Origin of the sequence: Planococcus antarcticus DSM 14505 (assembly GCF_001687565.2) — a bacterium.
Taxonomy (GTDB): domain Bacteria; phylum Bacillota; class Bacilli; order Bacillales_A; family Planococcaceae; genus Planococcus; species Planococcus antarcticus.
This window is the reverse complement of the sequence record NZ_CP016534.2, coordinates 246,279-264,540: the sequence shown is the minus strand read 5'-3', so window position 1 is coordinate 264,540 and position 18,262 is coordinate 246,279. Positions and strand designations below refer to the sequence as shown.

Genomic DNA, 18,262 nt, shown 5'->3' with positions numbered 1-18,262 from the left:
ATAATCCTATAGCAGCGCTGCTCCCCTGGAAATTTCTGCTGTCTTGGTTCTATCTTCCGATTAAATTTGAGCAGCCATAACGTCACTCAAACTTCTCCAATTCTCTTAGCGCCGACGTGCCGAAAGCGGAAGGAGCTGTGTGAAAAACTTAATTTCTTTAGCCCAATTTATGAAGCAGCTACTATTTTCCGGTCACCCGGCAGCCACAAGCCGACTAAAGCAATAATTGGCAGGAATGATACGATGACCATGGTTTCATAGACACCGATAGCATCCATTAAAATTCCGATGACGACAGCACCGATGGCACCCATGCCAAAAGCCAAGCCTACGGTCAAGCCGGCCATCGTGCCGATTTTGCTAGGCACGAGCTCCTGCGCGTAAACAACCGTAACGGAAAAACTCAACATAATGAAAAAGCCAATCAATGCTAGAAAAATTAAAACGGCGTAAAGTGGCAAATAAGGCAATAGAGCGGCAAGTGGAATCGGAACGATGATCGACAGAAGAATGACATTCTTGCGGCCACTCTTATCCGCCATGGGCCCACCAAAGAAAGTCCCCGCTGCACCGACACCCAGAAACAAAAAGACGTAGAGCTGTCCTTGCTGAATTGTCAGGCCATAAGATTCAATCAAATAAAAAATATAAAAACTCGTCATATTGGTTACATAGAAAGAGCGGGCAAAAATAATCATCATCAAAAGAGCCAAAGCGATGCCCACTTTTTTCTTGGTCATCTCAGGCAATGAAGACAGCAGCACCTTTTTCACTTTCTGAAGCTTTTCCTCTTCCAGCTGCTGTTTGTACCAGATAGAAATTCTGGTCAGAATAAAAATACCGAGTGCGGCGACAAACAAGAATAAGGCAGCCCCTATCTGTCCGAGCGGCACCAAGATAAAGGCACTGATTAATGGAGCAAGCGCCTGTCCGGAATTCCCGCCCACCTGGTAAATCGACTGGGACAAACCCCGCTTGGACCCAGCCGCCATATAGGAAACACGCGAGCCTTCCGGATGAAATACAGCGGAACCAAGGCCAAGAAATATAACTGAAACAAGAATCATCTAGTATTCCGGCGCAAATGCCAAGCCCGCAATTCCAACAAATGAACTCGTCATGCCGAGCGGCAACGCAAAAGGCATCGGCTTTTTATCACTGATAAATCCCACAACCGGCTGCAGCACTGACGCCACGATATTCAGCATAAAAGCGATCAAGCCCAATTGCGTAAACGATAAGCCGAGATCTGCTTCAAGTATTGGGAACATTGCTGGAATCACAGACTGCAAAGAATCATTCAGCAAATGGCAGCCGCCAATCGCGAACATTACCGGATAAACTGGATGTCCAGCCAGTGAAGAAGAACTTATCACTTTCGTCATGGCGCAACCTCCAATACGGATCTATAACTTACAATAATTTCATTATAGAGGAGTTGGCTAGCTTTCGTTAACAAAATAAAAACACCTGCAGGAAATCCCACAGGTGTTTCACGAATCATTTATGAGAGCGGCCACTACGCAACTGAGGTTCTCAGCTGCTGCCAACTTTCAAGCCGTTTATCTAAGATGAAATTGCCAAACGGTAGAAATGCTGACGCAACGGCACCAATCGAGAAACGGAACGGCCATCTAAAGATGAACGTCATATAGATAGTGATCAAAATATATACACTAAACAAGGCTCCGTGAATAGGTCCTACAATGCTGACCGCTTCCGGAAATTCAAAGAGATATTTCAACGGCATCGCAATAAAGAGTAAAATCAATAATGAACCGCCTTCAAGCAAGCCCATAAAACGAAATATTCTCAACGCATTCTTAAACATCAACTATCCCTCACAATCTGCCTCTATTATAAAAGCAGAGCGAAACGCTGTACAGGGTTTACTGAAGAAATCGACAAGAGTATCGTGAAAGCGCACAAATTTCCGACACAAACTCGGTTGCTCCGTTATGCAGAAACCTTGAACTCTCCTTTTTATATCGTTAAAGATTTAAGGAACTTACCTATAGCACTCAATTTGTTCAGCCAATGCTTGTCAGCCCAGTTTCACGAAAAGAACCTTCAGGTAATCGCCTTCTTTAAACTCCTTTTGCACACGAAAATCGCTTGGCAATGTAAACTCCTCAACAATGCTGTATTTCCCTCTAAGTTCTTTAAAAGCTTTGTCGATAAACCCTTTGAATTTCTTCATTCCAAAAGAAGCACTGTTGGTCGAAGCAACAATGACGCCATTTTTTTCCGTAATGGCAATCGCTTCTTTCATTAAGTTCGTGTAATCCTTTGATGTGCTGAAGGTGTATTTTTTTGAACGCGCAAAGCTTGGTGGATCCAATATGACCATGTCGAATTTCAATTCTTTCCGCTTTGCGTATTTGAAATAATTGAAAACATCCATAACCAGGATATCCTGGTTCTCAAAATCGATGCCATTAACGCTGAATTGCTCGATCGTCTTGCTGGAGCTTCTTTTCGCCAAATCGACACTCGTCGTTTTGACTGCTCCGCCGAGTGCTGCCACCACTGAAAAAGCACCTGTATATGAAAAGGTATTGAGCACGTTTTTGTCCTTGGCATATTTTTGCTTAATGGCATTTCGCACATCCCGTTGGTCCAGGAAAATTCCTGTCATCGCTCCGTCGTTCAAATAAACAGCAACATTTACGCCATTTTCTTTGACGATCAATGGAAATTCGCCGCGCTCGCCCGCAACAAAATCGTCTTCTTCGATATACTGACCTTTTGTATCAAATCTTTTTTTCTGGTAAATGCCTTTGCATTCGGCAACGTTCTGCAGTGCAGCGATCACTTGATCCTTAAAGGTATAAACCCCTTCGCTGTACCAGCTGAGCAAATAGAAGCCATCGTAATAATCGACGATCAAGCCCCCAAAACCATCGCCTTCGCCGTTAAAGACACGGAAAGCTGTCGTCTCTGGATTAGTGAAAAATGATTGTCTTCGGCCGATAGCTGTTGCCAACTTGCGTTCGATAAAAGCCTGATCAATGATGTCATTTTCATCGCGCGTCAAGACCCATCCGTACCCCTTGTTTTGCAGGCCGTAATAGCCTTTTGCCAAAAAGCGTCCCTGCTTATCGACCAGCTTCAAAATGCTTCCCTCGGTTTGCAAAATTCCCGGATTCTCTAAAGCTTCTTTAGCAATCAAGGGATAGCCCTTGGCGTATTCCGCTTTAACTTTATCGTTTATTTTAATTGAAATTTCCGATTTCATCGTCTCTCATCCTATCTATAAAACACCGTTTTGCTTTATAATTAGTGTATACGATAGCTGACCTTATTCCCACCCTCGCCATGTGAATTTTCCAACACGATCAGTAGGAGGAATTGCCATGAAGCAGAAGTTCTATGTCTACAATATTCTATTGACCACTGGGGAATACCTGGAGAATATACGCATTGAAGGGCCTCTTGAAGATCATTTCCCCGGGATCTCCGTAAGCCTGCTTCCCGTTGTGGATGTCAAGGGACAGACGATTGTCTTGAACATTTTTCATATCGTCAAGGCGGATTTGATTGCAGTGGAAGAGTAACTCCCAACCGCCACAGAAAGAGAGCGTTTTGCATGGTCCATGCAAAACGCTCTCTTTTATTCCTGGATCCATTCCCAAGCTTTGTTCATTTCATCCATTTCGAAATGCTTGACTTTGAGTTTCGGCAGTAGTTTTTCCATTTCCGCCAATTGATCCGTCAAATGGGTAGAGCTGATTACTGCGAATTTATGAAATTGATTCCACGCCTCCATGTTTACTTGCATACTTTCTCCAAAACCTGTGAAAGTAGAGTCTTGAACATCATTTATGATGGCATAAATATTAAATTTCCCTTTGTCTGCAAACTTGTCCTGAATAATCTTATCGATCTTTGCAGCATCTTCTCTTGTTGCTGTTCCTTCAAATTCAATTGCAATGGTTTCCGTGTCTTTACTTGGCACAAATGACAGCATAATTCTCCTCCTCTAGTTCGTTGTCGAAGCTGGTTACTGTTTAATCCAGCTCCACGCTTGTTCCATTTCTTCCATATGGAAATGTTCGGCTTTAATGCCCGGCAGCAGATCACTGAGTTCTGTCATCTTTTCAAGGAAATTCCTTTCACTGATGATTGCCAGCTTGTTGTATTGACTCCAATGCTTGCTATCGATTTTGGCTTCTTCCAGCAATGCTTTAATGGTGGGCATCTCTACCTGCTGCATAATGGCAAAGGCATTGAATTGCTGATCTCCAGGGAATTGTTCCTTAATTGCCTGTTCCAACTTGCGCAGATCTTCTTTTGTCACTGTCCCGCTGACTTCAAAAGCAATTGTCTGCAAATCCTGACTTGGAATAAATGACAGCATGCTGTTTCTCCTCATTCCTTATAACTTTAATTATATTCTTCGTATTCCCTATTTGATGGCCGACAAACGGGCAGCAAGAGACTTATTAAAGTCCCACCACTGATATATTGCATAAAATATTTTATTGGCAGTCTCAATTGATGTATAATAGGATTATTCATACAATAGAAAAAGGAGAGTTTGCAATGCCTATTCCCATCAACCATTCGAAGCCCGTCCGTGTCTCAGCCAAAGAAAGTGCGTATCTTCAATTGCAGCAGTGGATCATTGACGGCACATTACAGCCTGAAGAAAAATTAGTCGATACGGAACTGGCACAAGCATTAAGCTTAAGCAGAACTCCTATCCGTGAAGCGCTTCAATTATTGGAAGTTCAAGGGTTTGTAGAAATGTTCCCCGGAAAAGCAACACGGGTCACAACTATCAAAAAAGATGATCTCAAGGATTTGCTGCCTCCTCTTGCCGTTTTGCAAGCCCTCTCAGCAGAACTCGCCATTCCCAATCTCGATGATCACATCTTTAGTTTATTAGAAGAAATCAATCAACGATTTATTGAAGCGATTGATAGCCAGAATGGGTTTTCGGCCTTGAAAATTGATCAGGAATTTCATCAAATTATTGTTGATGCTGCACATAACCCCTATATCCACTCAATACTCAGTAGTCTGCAATCCCATGTGAGAAGACAATTTTTCCATCATTCACTCATGTTGACAAAAAATTCTTACGATGAACATGTAGAGATTATCAAAACCTTAAAAGAAAAAGATCCAGAAAAAGTGACACAGCTCATGAAATCCAATTGGATCCGTTCAGTAGAAGAGCTGTCAGCCGAAAAAAGCCTGTAAGCTAATAAAAAAGCTGTATCAAAAGCGAAAGAGCTTTTGATACAGCTTTTTTTATTTTGGAAGCTGGGCTGATTTTGCAGACCCGCCTGCATTGCTAAAACTAAGCGTTATGCTGTACTGTCTGAACTTTTACATTCTTTTTGCTGCGGGCAATGATTGTCGTGATGGCGATGACGATCAACGCAGGCAAGAGCCACCCAAGTCCGTTGCTATAGAGCGGTAACGTTTCTGCGTAAAAATCGATAATTGACTGCAACCACCCCGGATTTTCGGCGCCAAGTGAAGAAGTGAGAGCTTTCATTCCGTCGATGATGCTAATGAAGAAAGTAACAATGATTGCCGACACGTAAACCAACTGGGCATGTCTGAATAATGGAGACAGAAAAGCCAGGATGATCAAAACGATGGCCAGTGGATATAAGAACATCAGGACAGGAATCGAATAGGTGATGATATTCGCAAGACCTGCATTGGTGACGACCAACGAAAAGACAGAGAAGATAACAACATATGTTTTATAGCTGATTTTCGGCATCAGTTTATGGAAAAATTCAGCATTGGCAACAGTCAAACCGATGGCTGTTGTCAAACACGCAAGAATAATGATGACGGCTAGCAACGCCGCACCGAAAGTTCCGAAATAATATTCGGAAGCTCCGCTTAAAACAGGGCCTCCTGTTTCCAAAAGACCCAAAGCACCCGTGCTTGTCGAACCAAGATAAGCAATTCCTGTGTAGACAATAGCTAATAGAGCCGCAGCCACAACACCACTTTTCAAAGTGGCAGTCAAGACGCCTTTAGGCGAATTCACACCGAGTTTGCGGACAGCTGAAATCACGATGATTCCAAAAACCAAGGAAGCGAGAGCATCCATGGTATTGTAGCCTTCTGTAAATCCTGTAAAGAAAGCACCACTTGCGTACGCCGGCTCTGGTACTTTCTGGCCGCCCATTGGCTTCACAAAAGCTGCAACCAATAAAACACTCAAAGTTACCAGAATAGCCGGCGAGAGGATTTTCCCGATACTATCGACTATTTTTGTCGGATTCAGTGAAACTACTAGTGAGACGCCAAAAAAGAACAGTGAAAATACAAGCAAACCGATTGTGGCATTCCCTGCTCCAATAAATGGAGCCACTCCGACCTCATACGAAACTGCACCTGTTCTTGGCAAAGCAAAGAAAGGTCCAATGGTTAAATATAGCACCGCCGTGAAGATCAGACCATAGACAGGATGCACGCGGCTTGATAAATCCTGCAAATCATCGCTTTTCGAATAACCGATTGCCAATATGCCAATCAAAGGCAAACCGACACCCGTGATCAGGAAACCGAATATGGCAATCCACACATTCGTTCCTGCATATTGCCCCAGCTGTGCGGGAAAGATCAAGTTCCCCGCTCCAAAGAACAGCGCAAACAACATCATTCCCACTACTGCGTACGACTTAAATGACAACTTACTATCCATTGCTCTTTCCTCCTATAGAATAAACCCACTGATTTTTTCTCACTTACCTACAATTTCAATATAATACATTTCTTCTTTGAAATATTTGTGCGATATATTGCATAAAGTAATAATACAACATTCAGTCCAAAATGCAAGCTTTCTAAAACAAGATATTTTCAAATTCTGCATATCTCATCGAATTTCATTTACTAGTTATTCTCTCAATATAGTATCTATGCTTTTTAGTGTATAAATAACCATCTGTTACTAATTATCCCCTGCTTCATAGCAGCACTATTCTGCTACTAACGCAGGAAGCAAAGTCATATGGCTATCCACCAAAAATACAGTTCCAGCTTTTTCATCAATATTTTTCGTGCAACTGGAGAAGCATGGAATCTGCTCTCGCTTTTCAAATAGAATGCTGTAAAATAGCTTATTATGGAAACAACAGTTTTTTTGTCCCACAACTAACCGGAAGGCGGCGTTTTTTTTGAAAATTATTTACATCTTTCTTCAGCTTCTCGCCATCACCGGTTTTTATCTGTTAGGTGAAGAATTACAGACTTTTTTCAATATTCCGCTGCCCGGTAGCATTATTGGCTTTCTTTTGCTATTTGCTGCACTGATGCTGAAAATCTATCCGCTGAAGTGGATCGATTCAGGCGCTCATCTCCTGCTGGCTTTTTTATCCCTTTACTTTATCCCTGCTACTGTCGGCGTTGTCGAGTACAGGGAGTTATTTTCCGGTAAAGGTATTTTGCTGATTCCGATTGTCATGGCCAGTACGTTCCTCACCATGGCTGCTTCGGGCTGGGTCAGCCAATATGCTGCCAGGGTCAGTACAGAACGAAAGGAACGATCCTGACGATGGAATTTAATGTGACAGCCGCTCTTTTTGCAGCTCTGACGGTTGTTGTTTATCTGCTGACCAACTACCTGTATGTAAGATACAGAAAAACCTTATTGAATCCGGTACTTGCTTCTACAGCGATTATTACCCTCATTTTAGTACTGGGCAATATCCCTTACGATGCGTATATGACGGGCGGAAGCTGGATCGGCACACTCCTTGGGCCGGCAGTTGTCGCTTTGGCAATCCCTCTTTATAAACAGAGAAACCTGCTTTTTGCTAACCTGCTGCCTATCGTATCCGGTATTGCGATAGGGGTTGCAGTCGGTATGGCAAGCGGCATCCTGTTTACACAGCTCTTTCGTTTTTCAGAAGAGCTAATCCTGACGGTGTTGCCAAAATCATTGACAACTCCTGTAGCCATGCAAGTTGCCAGCAATCTTGGCGGCATCCCATCACTGGCCGCAGTTTTTGTCATGGTGGCGGGCTTTACCGGCTATATCATCGGCCCTGTTCTGTTAAAATGGCTGCATATTGATTCGGCGATTGGTCGTGGCATCGGCCTCGGCACTTCTGCCCATGGCATGGGCACCGCAAAAGCCTTTGAGTATGGCCAGCAAGAAGCATCGATGAGTTCCGTCGCGATGACCTTGAGCGCTGTACTTGGGGCCTTATTGGGACCTGTAGCTGCTTGGCTGCTGCTCTTGTAAATCACAAGAACCCCCTTTCCATTTATATTGGAAAGGGGGTTCTTTTTACCACTTTTCAAGGTATTTCTATCTTCCGATGTCCCTGCGGTTAAATCCAAGCATGCCGATTGCTGTAAGAATAACAGCGGCTAAGGTCAACATGGCGGCATTAAGGTAATTCATTTCCTCGATCGGAATTTCGGAGACATAGCCATAAGGTGTCAGTTTCCCCATCCAGTCCGGGAACTGGAACAAGCCGCCCAAGTAAATAACGACAAAGGAAAAAACTAAATACAGCCACACTGTGCTGGTTAAATTCGGAGCCCAGCCAATTAGCAGCACCGCTACACCGATTATGAAAAGCATCGCAGGTAAATAAGCCAGTCCTGCGCCGTAGAACATGCCAAGCGGAAGCTTCTCCTCCGTCATGGCATTCCCTACCAATCCCAGACCAAGCGCTGCCAAAGACAGCATGGCAAATCCGGTCAGTATGGCCATTGCAAGGTAGCCACCCATCAACTGATTTCTGGAAACCGCACGGCTCAAGATATGCTCGAGCCGGTCATTTTTTTCCTCTGTTTTCAGCTTGAGAACAGCCAGCAGGACTGGAATGGTTCCCAGTATCGCCATTACCGCCATTAAAACTGGAATGAACTGTTCTGTCAGTGAAAACCCTGATGCCTGCACAATCAGTTGTTGCATAAGATCGATATCCTCAAAAAACGATTCCAGATCTCCAAGGACAGACCCATAAGAAGCCCCAATTAGCAGAATTCCAGCCCCCCAAGCGATCAATCCAGTTCGCTGTAGCCTTAAAGCGAGGCCAAACGGGCTTAAGAGTGATTTTGATGCTTTGCCTTTCCCTGGCCATGAAGGCAGAAAACCGGATCCCAAATCCCGAATGGCATTGAGATACAAAGCCAATCCCATTAGCAGAAAAGCTGCCGCCAACGTCATTAAAATCGGCCACCAGTAATTGTTTACGTAAGCTTCAGACCGTAAAATCCAGTTAAGTGGAGAAATCCAGGACAGCGCATCATTCATTACATCCCCGATAGCTCGGATCATATAGGCAAACAGCAAAACCGTAATCGATAAACCGAGTGTGCTTCTGGCATTTGGGGACAACTGCGCGCAGACCGCAGCAACGCCGGCAAAAATCATACCGCTAGCACCCAAGGCCGAACCGTATACCAGCGACCCTTCCAAATCTATGCTTTCAATACCCAAAGCAGTCAATGAAAAAGCGGTCAACAGCGCCAGAACAATATTGGCACCAATCAACACCAGTAAAATCGACAACAGATTCGACAGACGGCCCACTGGCAACGATCGGATCATTTCAATGCGGCCATCTTCTTCATCAGTACGCGTATGGCGTGTTACCAGCAAAATGCTCATCAACCCAACTACCACCGCCGTCATCAGCAGCATCTCATGGGCAGTCATGGCTCCAACTGTATAATTGTCCAGACCATATCCAGGCCCTACCATCGCCGTCATGGCAGGATTGCGCATCGTTTCAGCCATTGCCTGCCGTTCTTCCGCACTCTGATACAAACCAACAAAAGCCAAGGCAATGATGACAGAAATGGACGCAAAAGACAGCAGCCAGATTGGCAGACGCAAACGATCGCGGCGCAAAACAAAACGCATCAACGTTCCTGTACCGTCAAAAAAGTGTCGGGACATTACAACTCGCCTCCTGCCCCTGATTCTACCGCTTGTCCAGTTCCTTCGTAATGGCGCATGAACAGCTCTTCCAAAGTTGGTGGGGCGCTTTCAATGCGGATCACTCCGAACTGGCTGACATAGCGCATGACCCGATCCACTTCTGCAGTATCTACCTGAAAGGACAACGCCTGTCCTTTCAGGTAGATACCGCTCACTCCTTTAAAATCTTCTAAAGCGGTGATTGGTTCCTTTGTTTCCACCAGTAATATTGTCCCCGTCAAATGGCGGAGCTCTTTTAAGGTTCCCGTTTCAATGATTTTCCCTTCGCGGATGATGGCCACTTTATCACATAGCTTTTCGACTTCAGATAGGATATGGCTGGATAGCAAGACGCTCTTTCCCTGCTTTTTCGCTTCCATGACATATTCCTGGAAAACCCTTTCCATTAGAGGATCGAGGCCGGAAGTCGGTTCGTCCAATACATATAGGTCCACATCTGACGAGAATGCCGCAATCAGGGCCACTTTTTGCCGATTCCCTTTTGAATAAGTGCGGCATTTCTTCGTTGGGTCCAGATCAAACTTCCGGATCAATTCCTGACGGCGGTCCAGCTTGTTGCCACCGCGAAGTTTAACGAACAGATCGATGACTTCACCACCCGTTAGGTTCGGCCATAAGTTGATATCCCCCGGAATATATGCCACACGTTTGTGAATTTCCACTGCATCTTCCCAGGAATCCTTACCAAAAATTTCAGCACGTCCTTCCGAAGCCTTCAAAATGCCGAGAAGAACACGTAAAGTCGTAGACTTCCCTGATCCGTTGGGTCCAATAAAACCATAGACCTCTCCTTCTCCTACTTCAATATTGACTCCGTCTAACGCCGCAAAGTCTCCGAACTTCTTCGTCAAGTCTATTGTTCGCAAAACTGTCATGGATACCCCTCCTAATTTGTGTAGAAGCTTTTCTTGAGAATATCAAGATATTCATAAAACTCATCCCAGTAAGGTTCAAAATCCAGATCGCTCATCTTTTGCCCCTGTAGCCTTTGCAGAAGATCCTGCTGATAGCCATCAACTCCCCAACGAATTAAGTTGAACGCCTTGTCAACGTCCAGACCTTTTCTGAAAAGCGTTTTGTCGATGCCTCCGTACAGCAATGCATATCCTTGCATTTGTAATTCCTCATAGCGTTTCTGAAGATGCGGAGGCAGTTCCAGATCTTTTGTCAGCATGACCGTCCCCATAAAGTTGAAGACGTGTTCGTTTTCCACCTGCGCTTTCATTTTTAGTTGGGCTGCCCCTTTGAGGCGTTTAATAAAATCAGTTTCATTGATATCAACTAAGCTTAAATATTCAGTGATGATAAAATTCAGGCTGTATTCGATCAAATACTCATACAGATCCTTTTTATTTTTGAAATAATAGAATAGCATTCCTTTTCCGATGCCAGCCTGTTTGACGATACGATTGGTTGAAGCTTTTCCATAACCGTTTTCGGCAAACTCCATCAATGCCGAATCAAGGATTTTTTGCTGCTTTTTAGGGTCAAGGTTCTCAAATCTCTCCATGCTCATCCCCACTTTCCACACTTTAGACCTTATTGGTCGATTACAGAATACAATATTCGACCACATTGGTCAACTATTTTTATTCAATTTTCTGTTTTTAAAATCTCGAACCAAACCATTGCCGTTGCCCGCCGATAATGCTATGTTTTAATTGCCATAATAGGATAATAGGAGGAATAAAAATTGAAAAAATTATTTTTTGCAAAAAAAGGGTCTATCGTTGCTGGTCTGGTGATGTTATCGCTTTTAAGTGCTTGTGGTAATGAGGACGATACAGCTTCAGAAGAAACAACGACCGCATGGGACGATATTCAGGAAGAAGGCAGTTTGACTGTTGCGACATCAGGCACCTTGTTTCCAACATCCTACCGTGAAGAAGGATCAGACGAATTGACCGGTTTTGAAGTTGAAGTGGTTCGTGCAATTGGCGAACGTCTTGAATTGGACATCGAATTCACTGAGCTTGGTTTTGATGAAATGTTAACATCTGTTCAAACCGGACAAGTCGACCTTGCCGCCAATGACATCGAAATAACGGAAGATCGCGAAGAGAACTTCATCTTCTCTACACCATTCAAGTATTCTTACGGAACGGCAATCGTTCGTTCAGAGGATTTGTCTGGCATCGAAACACTGGAAGACCTAGAAGGCAAGAAAGCTGCCGGTGCGTCAACTTCCGTCTACATGGAAACGGCACGTGAATACGGCGCAGAAGAAGTGGTTTACGACAATGCCACCAATGAAACCTATTTGCGCGATGTCGCCATTGGACGAACCGACGTCATTTTAAATGACTACTATCTGCAGACTTTAGCAATTGCTGCGTTTCCAGAACTGGATATCACCATTCACCCGGATTTGAAGTACAGTCCCTCTGAAGTTGGTGTTGTCATGAACAAAGACAACGAAGAGCTTGCCGAAAACGTCAACCGCGTAATCGAAGAAATGCTAGAGGATGGAACGATCGCCGAAATCTCCGCTGAATTCTTCAACGGCGCCGATGCAACCGAAAAAGTTGATATTGAAGAATAAATTGAAAAGAAGTTGCTCTCGATTGAGCGGCTTCTTTTTCTTATGCGTCAGCGGTTGAATTTTCTCCAGTTAATTGGATATACTTTCTGATTCAGCTGAAATACTTTCTATTTACCTCGAATTACTTTCTACACGAGCTGAAATACTTTCCAAACGATACAAAATACTTTTAAAAGCTTTATACTAATTAACAATAAGCAAGAATAGTCTGTGTATGGAGGGTTGGAGATGGATACTCTTTTTTCGCCACTTGGTGACCAGGCAATTGTCATCGAGCTTGGCAATAAAATCAACGAACAAACTGAGCAAGCAGTTAGAAAAGTATCAGCCTTACTGGAAAGCCGGCAGCCTGAATGGATGATTGAATTTATTCCTACTTTTGCAACGGTAGCCGTCTTTTATGATCCTTGTCTGGCAGCATACGAAGGAGTAAAAATGGAACTGGAGAGCCTTCTGATCCATCTAGGTGACGACATTCCTGCTGAATCCAGAACCGTTGAAATTCCGGTCTGCTACGGCGGAGAGTTCGGTCCCGATCTGGAATTTGTGGCGCAGCATAACAAGCTGACTCCACGCGAAGTCATCGATATCCATACTTCCGGCAATTATTCGGTCCACATGATTGGCTTTGCACCCGGCTTCCCTTTTATCGGTGGCATGTCTGGAAAAATTGCAGCGCCTCGGCGCGATTCACCCCGTATACGGATTCCAGAACGGACAGTCGGCATTGCCGGCATGCAAACCGGCGTTTATCCGATTGAAACTCCTGGTGGTTGGCAATTGATTGGCAGAACGCCGATTCGACTATTTCTTCCTGAAAACGATATTCCGAGTCTCCTGCGGGCAGGCGACAAGGTTATTTTCAAGGAAATTTCAGAAGATGACTATAACGTATGGGAGGAAAATCCAGATGCTAAAAATGCTTAAAGGCGGACTGCAGACCACTGTCCAGGACTTGGGTCGGACCGGCTTCCAGAAATACGGCGTCATTGCCAGCGGCGCCATGGATCCTTTCGCACACCGCCTAGCCAATTTATTGGTCGGCAATAGCGAACAGGCGGCAACTCTTGAAATCACACTAGTGGGCCCTGTTATTGAATTCCATGAAGATGCACTCATCGCTTTATGCGGCGGAGACCTGAGTCCCAAAGTGGACGGCGATGTCGTGCGAACGTGGCGAATGCTCAAAGTTACTAAAGGCAGCACCCTGACGTTTGGTAAGCCTCGCGTGGGTGCCCGCTGCTACTTGGCAATTGCCGGTGGTATTGATGTACCGAAAGTAATGGGCAGTAGGTCCACTTATTTGCGCGCAGGAATCGGCGGCTTTCAAGGACGTTCTTTGGAAAAAGGCGACGAGCTTGCTGTTGGCCAAGTCACCAAGCAACAACAAGCATTGCAGCAGAAAATCGAAAATGAGTTTGATTGGCTGCTTCCGCCTGCGCGTTATTTCGAAGAACCGGTGATCCGGATGATGCCGGGAAGGCAATTCGATTTATTCGATAGAGACAGCAAAAAACGGATATTCAGTAAAGCTTTTACCGTTTCCTCCAATTCAGACCGCATGGGATACCGATTGGAAGGCTCCAAACTATCCCTGGAAACCCCCGCGGAATTGATTTCAGAAGCAGTTGCTTTCGGTTCTGTTCAAGTTCCAGCGGATGGCAATCCGATTGTTCTGCTTGCAGATCGCCAAACAACAGGCGGCTATCCGAAAATCGGACAAATTATATCTGTCGACCTGCCGCTCATTAGCCAGTTAAAACAAGGGCAACGACTACGTTTCAAAGAAATCTCTCTTGCAGATGCACAACAGCGCTTGATCGAGCAGGAACAGTCAATTCAAAAAATAGGAGCTGCGATCCAATTAAAATGGGAGGAATGGACATGAGCTATAAAGTAGATTTGAACTGCGATATGGGAGAAAGCTTTGGCGCCTACAAGATGGGCAATGATGAGGAAATACTCGATTACGTAACATCAGCGAACATTGCCTGCGGCTTTCATGCAGGCGACCCGGCGACCATGCGCAAAACCGTCAAACTGGCGCTCGAGAAAAACGTCGGTATTGGGGCTCATCCGGGGCTACAGGACTTAGTAGGCTTTGGTCGCCGCAACATCGCCTTGTCTCCTCAAGAAGCCTATGATTTGGTCGTTTATCAGATCGGCGCTTTATCAGGCTTTGTTAAAGCTGAAGGCGGACACTTGCAACATGTTAAAGCACACGGTGCTCTCTACAATATGGCAGTCAAAAATGTAGCCTTATCAGAAGCCATTGCGGAAGCCATCTATAGAATCGACCCAGAGTTGGTCCTGTTTGGACTGTCAGGCAGTGAAATTATCAAAGCAGGAGAGAAAATAGGACTGCGGACAGCCAATGAAGTATTTTCTGACCGGACCTATCAAAAAGACGGCTCATTGACGCCACGGACCCAAAGCAATGCATTGATCACCGATTCCCGAATCGCCATCGACCAAGTTATTCGCATGGTCAAGGAAAACAAAGTAGCTACTGTTGAAAACGGAGATGCACAGCTGCAGGCAGAAACCGTCTGTATCCACGGAGATGGCGTCCATGCACTTGATTTTGCCATCCAGATTTCAAAATCGTTGCAAGGAGCCGATATCGGTATTATCAAAGTAGGCGAATTCGTCTAACACATGCCAAGGAGGGTTTTAATGAAGAATGCGAAAAAGATGAAAAACACCAACCACAGCGTCCTGCTTGGAGCTGCCTTCCTGATGGCCACCTCAGCTATCGGACCTGGATTTTTAACACAAACAACGGTTTTCACGGAAACCTTATTGGCTTCCTTCGGCTTTGTGATTTTAATCTCCATTATCATTGATATCGGTGCCCAAACGAACATTTGGCGCATCATTGCAGTATCCGGCAAACGTGCCCAGGATATTGCCAATGATGTCCTGCCGGGCCTGGGTTATTTCCTCGCCTTTTTAGTAGTCATGGGCGGTCTTGCTTTTAATATCGGTAACATTGGCGGTGCAGGGCTCGGTACAAATGTACTGTTCGGAATCGATCCGAAAATCGGAGCTATTTTAAGCGGCTTGCTCGCCATCGGCATATTCATTGTTAAAGAAGCCGGACGAGCGATGGACCGTTTCGCGCAAATTCTCGGCTTTGTTATGATCGGATTGACAATATACGTCATGATTACTGCCCAGCCTCCTGTTGGTGAAGCGATTGCGAAAACATTCGTGCCGGATACCATTAATATCTTTGCTATTGTCACACTAGTTGGCGGGACGGTCGGCGGATATATAACCTTTGCTGGCGGACACCGCCTGATCGACGCAGGGCTAACAGGCAGAGAGGCCTTACCGGAAGTAACAAAAAGCTCGATTTACGCCATCGGAATTGCATCACTCATGCGCATTATTCTGTTTCTCGCGGTTCTGGGTGTCGTTTCCCAAGGAATTGCTCTGGACCCGGCCAATCCGCCCGCTTCCGTCTTCCAATTGGCTGCCGGCAACGTCGGCTATAAAATTTTTGGTATCGTAATGTGGGCAGCCGCTGTAACGTCTGTTGTCGGTGCAGCCTACACGTCCGTTTCGTTCATCCGCTCCTTCAGCCCGGTTCTTGAAAAATACAACCGCTTGCTGATTATCAGCTTTATCGTCATCTCAACATCCGTTTTTGTCATCATTGGCCAGCCTGTGCTGATATTGATACTTGTCGGATCAGTGAACGGCTTAATCCTACCGATTGCACTCGGCGTTATGCTGATCGCTGCGCATAAAGTGAAAATCGTCGGCGACTACAAGCACCCTTTGTGGATGACTATTTTTGGCGTCATCATCGTGGTTGCTATGTCATGGATGGGGATTTATACGTTGATGAACGGAATTCCGGCATTATTCGAATAAGGAGTGAAGTTAAATGGATACTACTGCCCTGCAATCTCCCAATGCAATCCGGGAGCTAATCCGGCACGGCGATTGGCAGAAGCCAACTTCAGGCTTGGCCAATGGCTTTATTCAGGCTAATCTTGCTGTACTGCCGAAAGAGATGGCGTTTGAATTTCTTCTTTTTTGTCAGCGCAATCCGAAATTCTGTCCGTTGATCGATGTCACAGAAGCTGGCTCGTTTGCACCGGCTCTATCGGCACCAACCGCAGACCTGCGCACCGACCTCCCTAAATATCGTGTGTTTCGGAATGGCATATTGACGGAAGAAAGGAATCAGATTAACGATTTATGGACAGATGACATGGTCGGTTTTTTGATTGGCTGCAGCTTTACGTTTGAAGAAGCACTGAGCAATAACGCCATTCCCATCCGCCATAATGAAGAGCATTGCAATGTCCCAATGTACAAGACTTCAATACCTGCAGTAAAAGCAGGGCGCTTTGAAGGTCCCACCGTAGTCAGCATGCGGCCAATGCCAGAAAAAGACGTTATCCGCGCCATACAGGTGACGAGCCGTTTTCCAAGCGTCCACGGAGCTCCGGTGCATATCGGCAACCCCGAGGGTATTGGCATCCACAATTTAAGCCAACCTGATTTTGGAGACCGGGTGACCATCAAAGAAGGCGAAGTTCCCGTTTTTTGGGCTTGCGGCGTCACGCCACAGGCAATTGCCATGCATGTCAAACCAGAAATCATGATCACCCATGCTCCTGGTCATATGTTCATCACAGATTTGAAAACCGAAGAAATCAGTGTAATTTAAACACAAAAACCAGTAAAGCCGAGTTTTGGCCTTACTGGTTTTTTATGGCATCGTTTAATTTGGAGAATTGCCTGCTCCCACAAATTCAGCCTTATCCGGCGATGCGGGCACGCGAGAGTCTTGAAGCCAGCAAGCCACAGAATGCCCTGTTTCCGAAACCGTATCACGCGGTGTATACGTATGGCATACCGTCATCGCATGCGGACATCTCGCAGCAAACGCACAGCCTTCTCCAAGAGTTGCGAGATTGGGTGGTGAGCCGGCAATTGGTTGCAATGGCTGTCCCCGGTCTTCATTCAGCTTGGGCATAGATTGCAGCAATCCCAACGTATATGGATGCTGAGGATTGTAGAAGATCTCATCTAGTGTTCCCTGCTCGACGATTTTGCCACCATACATCACTGCTACGCGATCGGCCATATTGGCGACCACGCCCAGGTCATGTGTGATTAAAATAATGGCGGTATCCGTCTTCTTTTGCAAATCCCTCATCAAATCAAGTATCTGCGCTTGGATAGTGACATCCAGAGCCGTGGTCGGTTCATCTGCAATCAGCACTTTCGGGTTGCAGGCAAGTGCCAGTGCGATGACTACGCGTTGCCTCATTCCCCCGGAAAACTGGTGAGGATAGTTGTCGAGCCGTTTTTCCGCCTGTGGAATCCCGACCAATTTAAGCATTTCCAACGCTCGCTCGCGTGCTTGCGCTTTTGTCACCTGCTCATGGCGCTGAACGCCTTCCATGATTTGTTTGCCAACTTTCATTGTCGGATTTAGTGAGGTCATCGGATCCTGAAAGACCATCGAAATTTCCGATCCGCGCAGATTAGTGACCTGCCGCTTGGACATCTTTAACAAACTTTCGCCGTTATAGACAATGTCGCCTTTCGTCACTTCGGTAGTGGCGGCTGGCAACAACTGCATAATGGATTTAGCGGTGACCGATTTGCCCGATCCCGATTCTCCAACGATGGCCAATGTTTCTCCTTTTTCCAATTCAAAGTTCACGCCGCGCACAGCTGTCAGTTTACCGGCTTGGGTTTTAAACGCTACATGCAAATTATCGACTGTCAAAATGGTTTTGCTCATGGTGGGCCTC

Annotated in this window: 19 protein-coding genes and 1 pseudogene; 10 read left to right on the top strand and 10 right to left on the bottom strand. The window is 45.4% G+C overall.

What is annotated here, in order from left to right:
- Window positions 1–167 precede the first annotated feature (167 nt).
- The 3 genes and pseudogenes from BBH88_RS01435 to BBH88_RS01425 all read right to left on the bottom strand — a co-directional run bounded on the left by BBH88_RS01435 (window position 168) and on the right by BBH88_RS01425 (window position 3,238).
- A pseudogene (locus BBH88_RS01435) lies at window positions 168–1,385 on the bottom strand (MFS transporter).
- A gap of 134 nt (window positions 1,386–1,519) precedes the next feature.
- On the bottom strand, window positions 1,520–1,831 hold the full coding sequence (locus tag BBH88_RS01430; RefSeq protein ID WP_065536264.1) for a DUF3817 domain-containing protein: 312 nt from the start codon (window positions 1,829–1,831) through the stop codon (window positions 1,520–1,522).
- A 213-nt stretch (window positions 1,832–2,044) separates the two neighbouring features.
- Window positions 2,045–3,238, bottom strand: coding sequence for a class I SAM-dependent rRNA methyltransferase (locus tag BBH88_RS01425; protein WP_065536265.1), 1,194 nt, complete (start codon window positions 3,236–3,238; stop codon window positions 2,045–2,047).
- Window positions 3,239–3,356: 118 nt separating this feature from the next.
- On the opposite strand from BBH88_RS01425, the gene BBH88_RS01420 reads away from it, so the two are divergent.
- Window positions 3,357–3,557: a hypothetical protein gene (locus tag BBH88_RS01420; RefSeq protein ID WP_006828129.1), complete on the top strand. Its 201-nt coding sequence runs from the start codon at window positions 3,357–3,359 to the stop codon at window positions 3,555–3,557.
- A gap of 56 nt (window positions 3,558–3,613) precedes the next feature.
- Here BBH88_RS01420 and BBH88_RS01415 read toward each other — a convergent pair whose 3' ends face one another.
- The gene (locus BBH88_RS01415) at window positions 3,614–3,970 is read right to left on the bottom strand and encodes a SpoIIAA family protein (protein WP_006828128.1); all 357 of its coding nucleotides are present in this window, start codon (window positions 3,968–3,970) and stop codon (window positions 3,614–3,616) included.
- A gap of 33 nt (window positions 3,971–4,003) precedes the next feature.
- The gene (locus tag BBH88_RS01410; RefSeq protein ID WP_006828127.1) at window positions 4,004–4,360 is read right to left on the bottom strand and encodes a SpoIIAA family protein; all 357 of its coding nucleotides are present in this window, start codon (window positions 4,358–4,360) and stop codon (window positions 4,004–4,006) included.
- Between the two features lie 185 nt (window positions 4,361–4,545).
- Here BBH88_RS01410 and BBH88_RS01405 point away from each other — a divergent pair, with 185 nt between their 5' ends.
- Window positions 4,546–5,208 (top strand): GntR family transcriptional regulator, encoded by a 663-nt coding sequence (locus BBH88_RS01405; protein ID WP_006828126.1) that lies wholly within the window; start codon window positions 4,546–4,548, stop codon window positions 5,206–5,208.
- Between the two features lie 100 nt (window positions 5,209–5,308).
- On the opposite strand, the gene brnQ is transcribed toward BBH88_RS01405, so the two are convergent.
- The gene (brnQ, locus tag BBH88_RS01400) at window positions 5,309–6,679 is read right to left on the bottom strand and encodes a branched-chain amino acid transport system II carrier protein (protein WP_006828125.1); all 1,371 of its coding nucleotides are present in this window, start codon (window positions 6,677–6,679) and stop codon (window positions 5,309–5,311) included.
- 475 nt (window positions 6,680–7,154) lie between these two features.
- Between brnQ and BBH88_RS01395 the strand changes: the two genes are divergently transcribed.
- Together BBH88_RS01395 and BBH88_RS01390 are read left to right on the top strand one after the other, a co-directional pair.
- Complete coding sequence (locus BBH88_RS01395; RefSeq protein ID WP_006828124.1) at window positions 7,155–7,529, top strand: CidA/LrgA family protein; 375 nt, start codon at window positions 7,155–7,157, stop codon at window positions 7,527–7,529.
- A gap of 2 nt (window positions 7,530–7,531) precedes the next feature.
- Window positions 7,532–8,224 (top strand): LrgB family protein, encoded by a 693-nt coding sequence (locus BBH88_RS01390; protein WP_006828123.1) that lies wholly within the window; start codon window positions 7,532–7,534, stop codon window positions 8,222–8,224.
- A gap of 66 nt (window positions 8,225–8,290) precedes the next feature.
- Here BBH88_RS01390 and BBH88_RS01385 read toward each other — a convergent pair whose 3' ends face one another.
- From BBH88_RS01385 to BBH88_RS01375, 3 genes are read right to left on the bottom strand one after another with little or no spacing between them, the layout of a single operon-like run.
- Entirely contained in the window at window positions 8,291–9,895 is a 1,605-nt protein-coding gene (locus tag BBH88_RS01385; RefSeq protein ID WP_065536266.1) for an ABC transporter permease, read from the bottom strand.
- A complete protein-coding gene (locus tag BBH88_RS01380) occupies window positions 9,895–10,812 on the bottom strand; it encodes an ABC transporter ATP-binding protein (protein ID WP_006828121.1) in 918 nt (305 codons plus the stop codon). The genes BBH88_RS01385 and BBH88_RS01380 overlap by 1 nt, the downstream gene beginning before the upstream one ends.
- 11 nt (window positions 10,813–10,823) lie before the next feature.
- Window positions 10,824–11,447 carry a TetR/AcrR family transcriptional regulator gene (locus BBH88_RS01375; protein ID WP_006828120.1) on the bottom strand — a complete coding sequence of 208 codons (624 nt, stop codon included), beginning with the start codon at window positions 11,445–11,447 and terminating at the stop codon, window positions 10,824–10,826.
- 183 nt (window positions 11,448–11,630) lie between these two features.
- Here BBH88_RS01375 and BBH88_RS01370 point away from each other — a divergent pair, with 183 nt between their 5' ends.
- The 6 genes from BBH88_RS01370 (at window position 11,631) to BBH88_RS01345 (ending at window position 17,166) form a co-directional block, all read left to right on the top strand.
- Window positions 11,631–12,479, top strand: a complete 849-nt coding sequence (locus BBH88_RS01370) for a transporter substrate-binding domain-containing protein (protein ID WP_006828119.1) — start codon at window positions 11,631–11,633, stop codon at window positions 12,477–12,479.
- A gap of 228 nt (window positions 12,480–12,707) precedes the next feature.
- Window positions 12,708–13,406 carry a 5-oxoprolinase subunit PxpB gene (gene pxpB / locus BBH88_RS01365; RefSeq protein ID WP_006828118.1) on the top strand — a complete coding sequence of 233 codons (699 nt, stop codon included), beginning with the start codon at window positions 12,708–12,710 and terminating at the stop codon, window positions 13,404–13,406.
- Window positions 13,390–14,367, top strand: coding sequence for a 5-oxoprolinase subunit C family protein (locus tag BBH88_RS01360; RefSeq protein WP_006828117.1), 978 nt, complete (start codon window positions 13,390–13,392; stop codon window positions 14,365–14,367). The genes pxpB and BBH88_RS01360 overlap by 17 nt, the downstream gene beginning before the upstream one ends.
- On the top strand, window positions 14,364–15,134 hold the full coding sequence (locus BBH88_RS01355; protein WP_006828116.1) for a LamB/YcsF family protein: 771 nt from the start codon (window positions 14,364–14,366) through the stop codon (window positions 15,132–15,134). The genes BBH88_RS01360 and BBH88_RS01355 overlap by 4 nt, the downstream gene beginning before the upstream one ends.
- 21 nt (window positions 15,135–15,155) lie before the next feature.
- The gene (locus BBH88_RS01350; RefSeq protein WP_065536267.1) at window positions 15,156–16,361 is read left to right on the top strand and encodes an NRAMP family divalent metal transporter; all 1,206 of its coding nucleotides are present in this window, start codon (window positions 15,156–15,158) and stop codon (window positions 16,359–16,361) included.
- Window positions 16,362–16,374: 13 nt separating this feature from the next.
- On the top strand, window positions 16,375–17,166 hold the full coding sequence (locus BBH88_RS01345; RefSeq protein ID WP_065536268.1) for a putative hydro-lyase: 792 nt from the start codon (window positions 16,375–16,377) through the stop codon (window positions 17,164–17,166).
- A 54-nt stretch (window positions 17,167–17,220) separates the two neighbouring features.
- Here BBH88_RS01345 and BBH88_RS01340 read toward each other — a convergent pair whose 3' ends face one another.
- A complete protein-coding gene (locus BBH88_RS01340) occupies window positions 17,221–18,252 on the bottom strand; it encodes an ABC transporter ATP-binding protein (RefSeq protein ID WP_006828115.1) in 1,032 nt (343 codons plus the stop codon).
- Window positions 18,253–18,262: the final 10 nt, after the last annotated feature.

What these genes read in the sequence shown, in the direction of transcription:
- BBH88_RS01385 (WP_065536266.1), bottom strand. Translation starts at nt 9,895, where the DNA reads ATGTCCCGACACTTTTTTGACGGTACAGGAACGTTGATGCGTTTTGTT.
- BBH88_RS01420 (WP_006828129.1), top strand. Translation starts at nt 3,357, where the DNA reads ATGAAGCAGAAGTTCTATGTCTACAATATTCTATTGACCACTGGGGAA.
- BBH88_RS01360 (WP_006828117.1), top strand. Translation starts at nt 13,390, where the DNA reads ATGCTAAAAATGCTTAAAGGCGGACTGCAGACCACTGTCCAGGACTTG.
- BBH88_RS01405 (WP_006828126.1), top strand. Translation starts at nt 4,546, where the DNA reads ATGCCTATTCCCATCAACCATTCGAAGCCCGTCCGTGTCTCAGCCAAA.
- BBH88_RS01375 (WP_006828120.1), bottom strand. Translation starts at nt 11,447, where the DNA reads ATGGAGAGATTTGAGAACCTTGACCCTAAAAAGCAGCAAAAAATCCTT.
- BBH88_RS01345 (WP_065536268.1), top strand. Translation starts at nt 16,375, where the DNA reads ATGGATACTACTGCCCTGCAATCTCCCAATGCAATCCGGGAGCTAATC.
- BBH88_RS01380 (WP_006828121.1), bottom strand. Translation starts at nt 10,812, where the DNA reads ATGACAGTTTTGCGAACAATAGACTTGACGAAGAAGTTCGGAGACTTT.
- BBH88_RS01355 (WP_006828116.1), top strand. Translation starts at nt 14,364, where the DNA reads ATGAGCTATAAAGTAGATTTGAACTGCGATATGGGAGAAAGCTTTGGC.
- brnQ (WP_006828125.1), bottom strand. Translation starts at nt 6,679, where the DNA reads ATGGATAGTAAGTTGTCATTTAAGTCGTACGCAGTAGTGGGAATGATG.
- BBH88_RS01390 (WP_006828123.1), top strand. Translation starts at nt 7,532, where the DNA reads ATGGAATTTAATGTGACAGCCGCTCTTTTTGCAGCTCTGACGGTTGTT.
- BBH88_RS01430 (WP_065536264.1), bottom strand. Translation starts at nt 1,831, where the DNA reads ATGTTTAAGAATGCGTTGAGAATATTTCGTTTTATGGGCTTGCTTGAA.
- BBH88_RS01340 (WP_006828115.1), bottom strand. Translation starts at nt 18,252, where the DNA reads ATGAGCAAAACCATTTTGACAGTCGATAATTTGCATGTAGCGTTTAAA.
- BBH88_RS01415 (WP_006828128.1), bottom strand. Translation starts at nt 3,970, where the DNA reads ATGCTGTCATTTGTGCCAAGTAAAGACACGGAAACCATTGCAATTGAA.
- BBH88_RS01425 (WP_065536265.1), bottom strand. Translation starts at nt 3,238, where the DNA reads ATGAAATCGGAAATTTCAATTAAAATAAACGATAAAGTTAAAGCGGAA.
- BBH88_RS01410 (WP_006828127.1), bottom strand. Translation starts at nt 4,360, where the DNA reads ATGCTGTCATTTATTCCAAGTCAGGATTTGCAGACAATTGCTTTTGAA.
- pxpB (WP_006828118.1), top strand. Translation starts at nt 12,708, where the DNA reads ATGGATACTCTTTTTTCGCCACTTGGTGACCAGGCAATTGTCATCGAG.
- BBH88_RS01350 (WP_065536267.1), top strand. Translation starts at nt 15,156, where the DNA reads ATGAAGAATGCGAAAAAGATGAAAAACACCAACCACAGCGTCCTGCTT.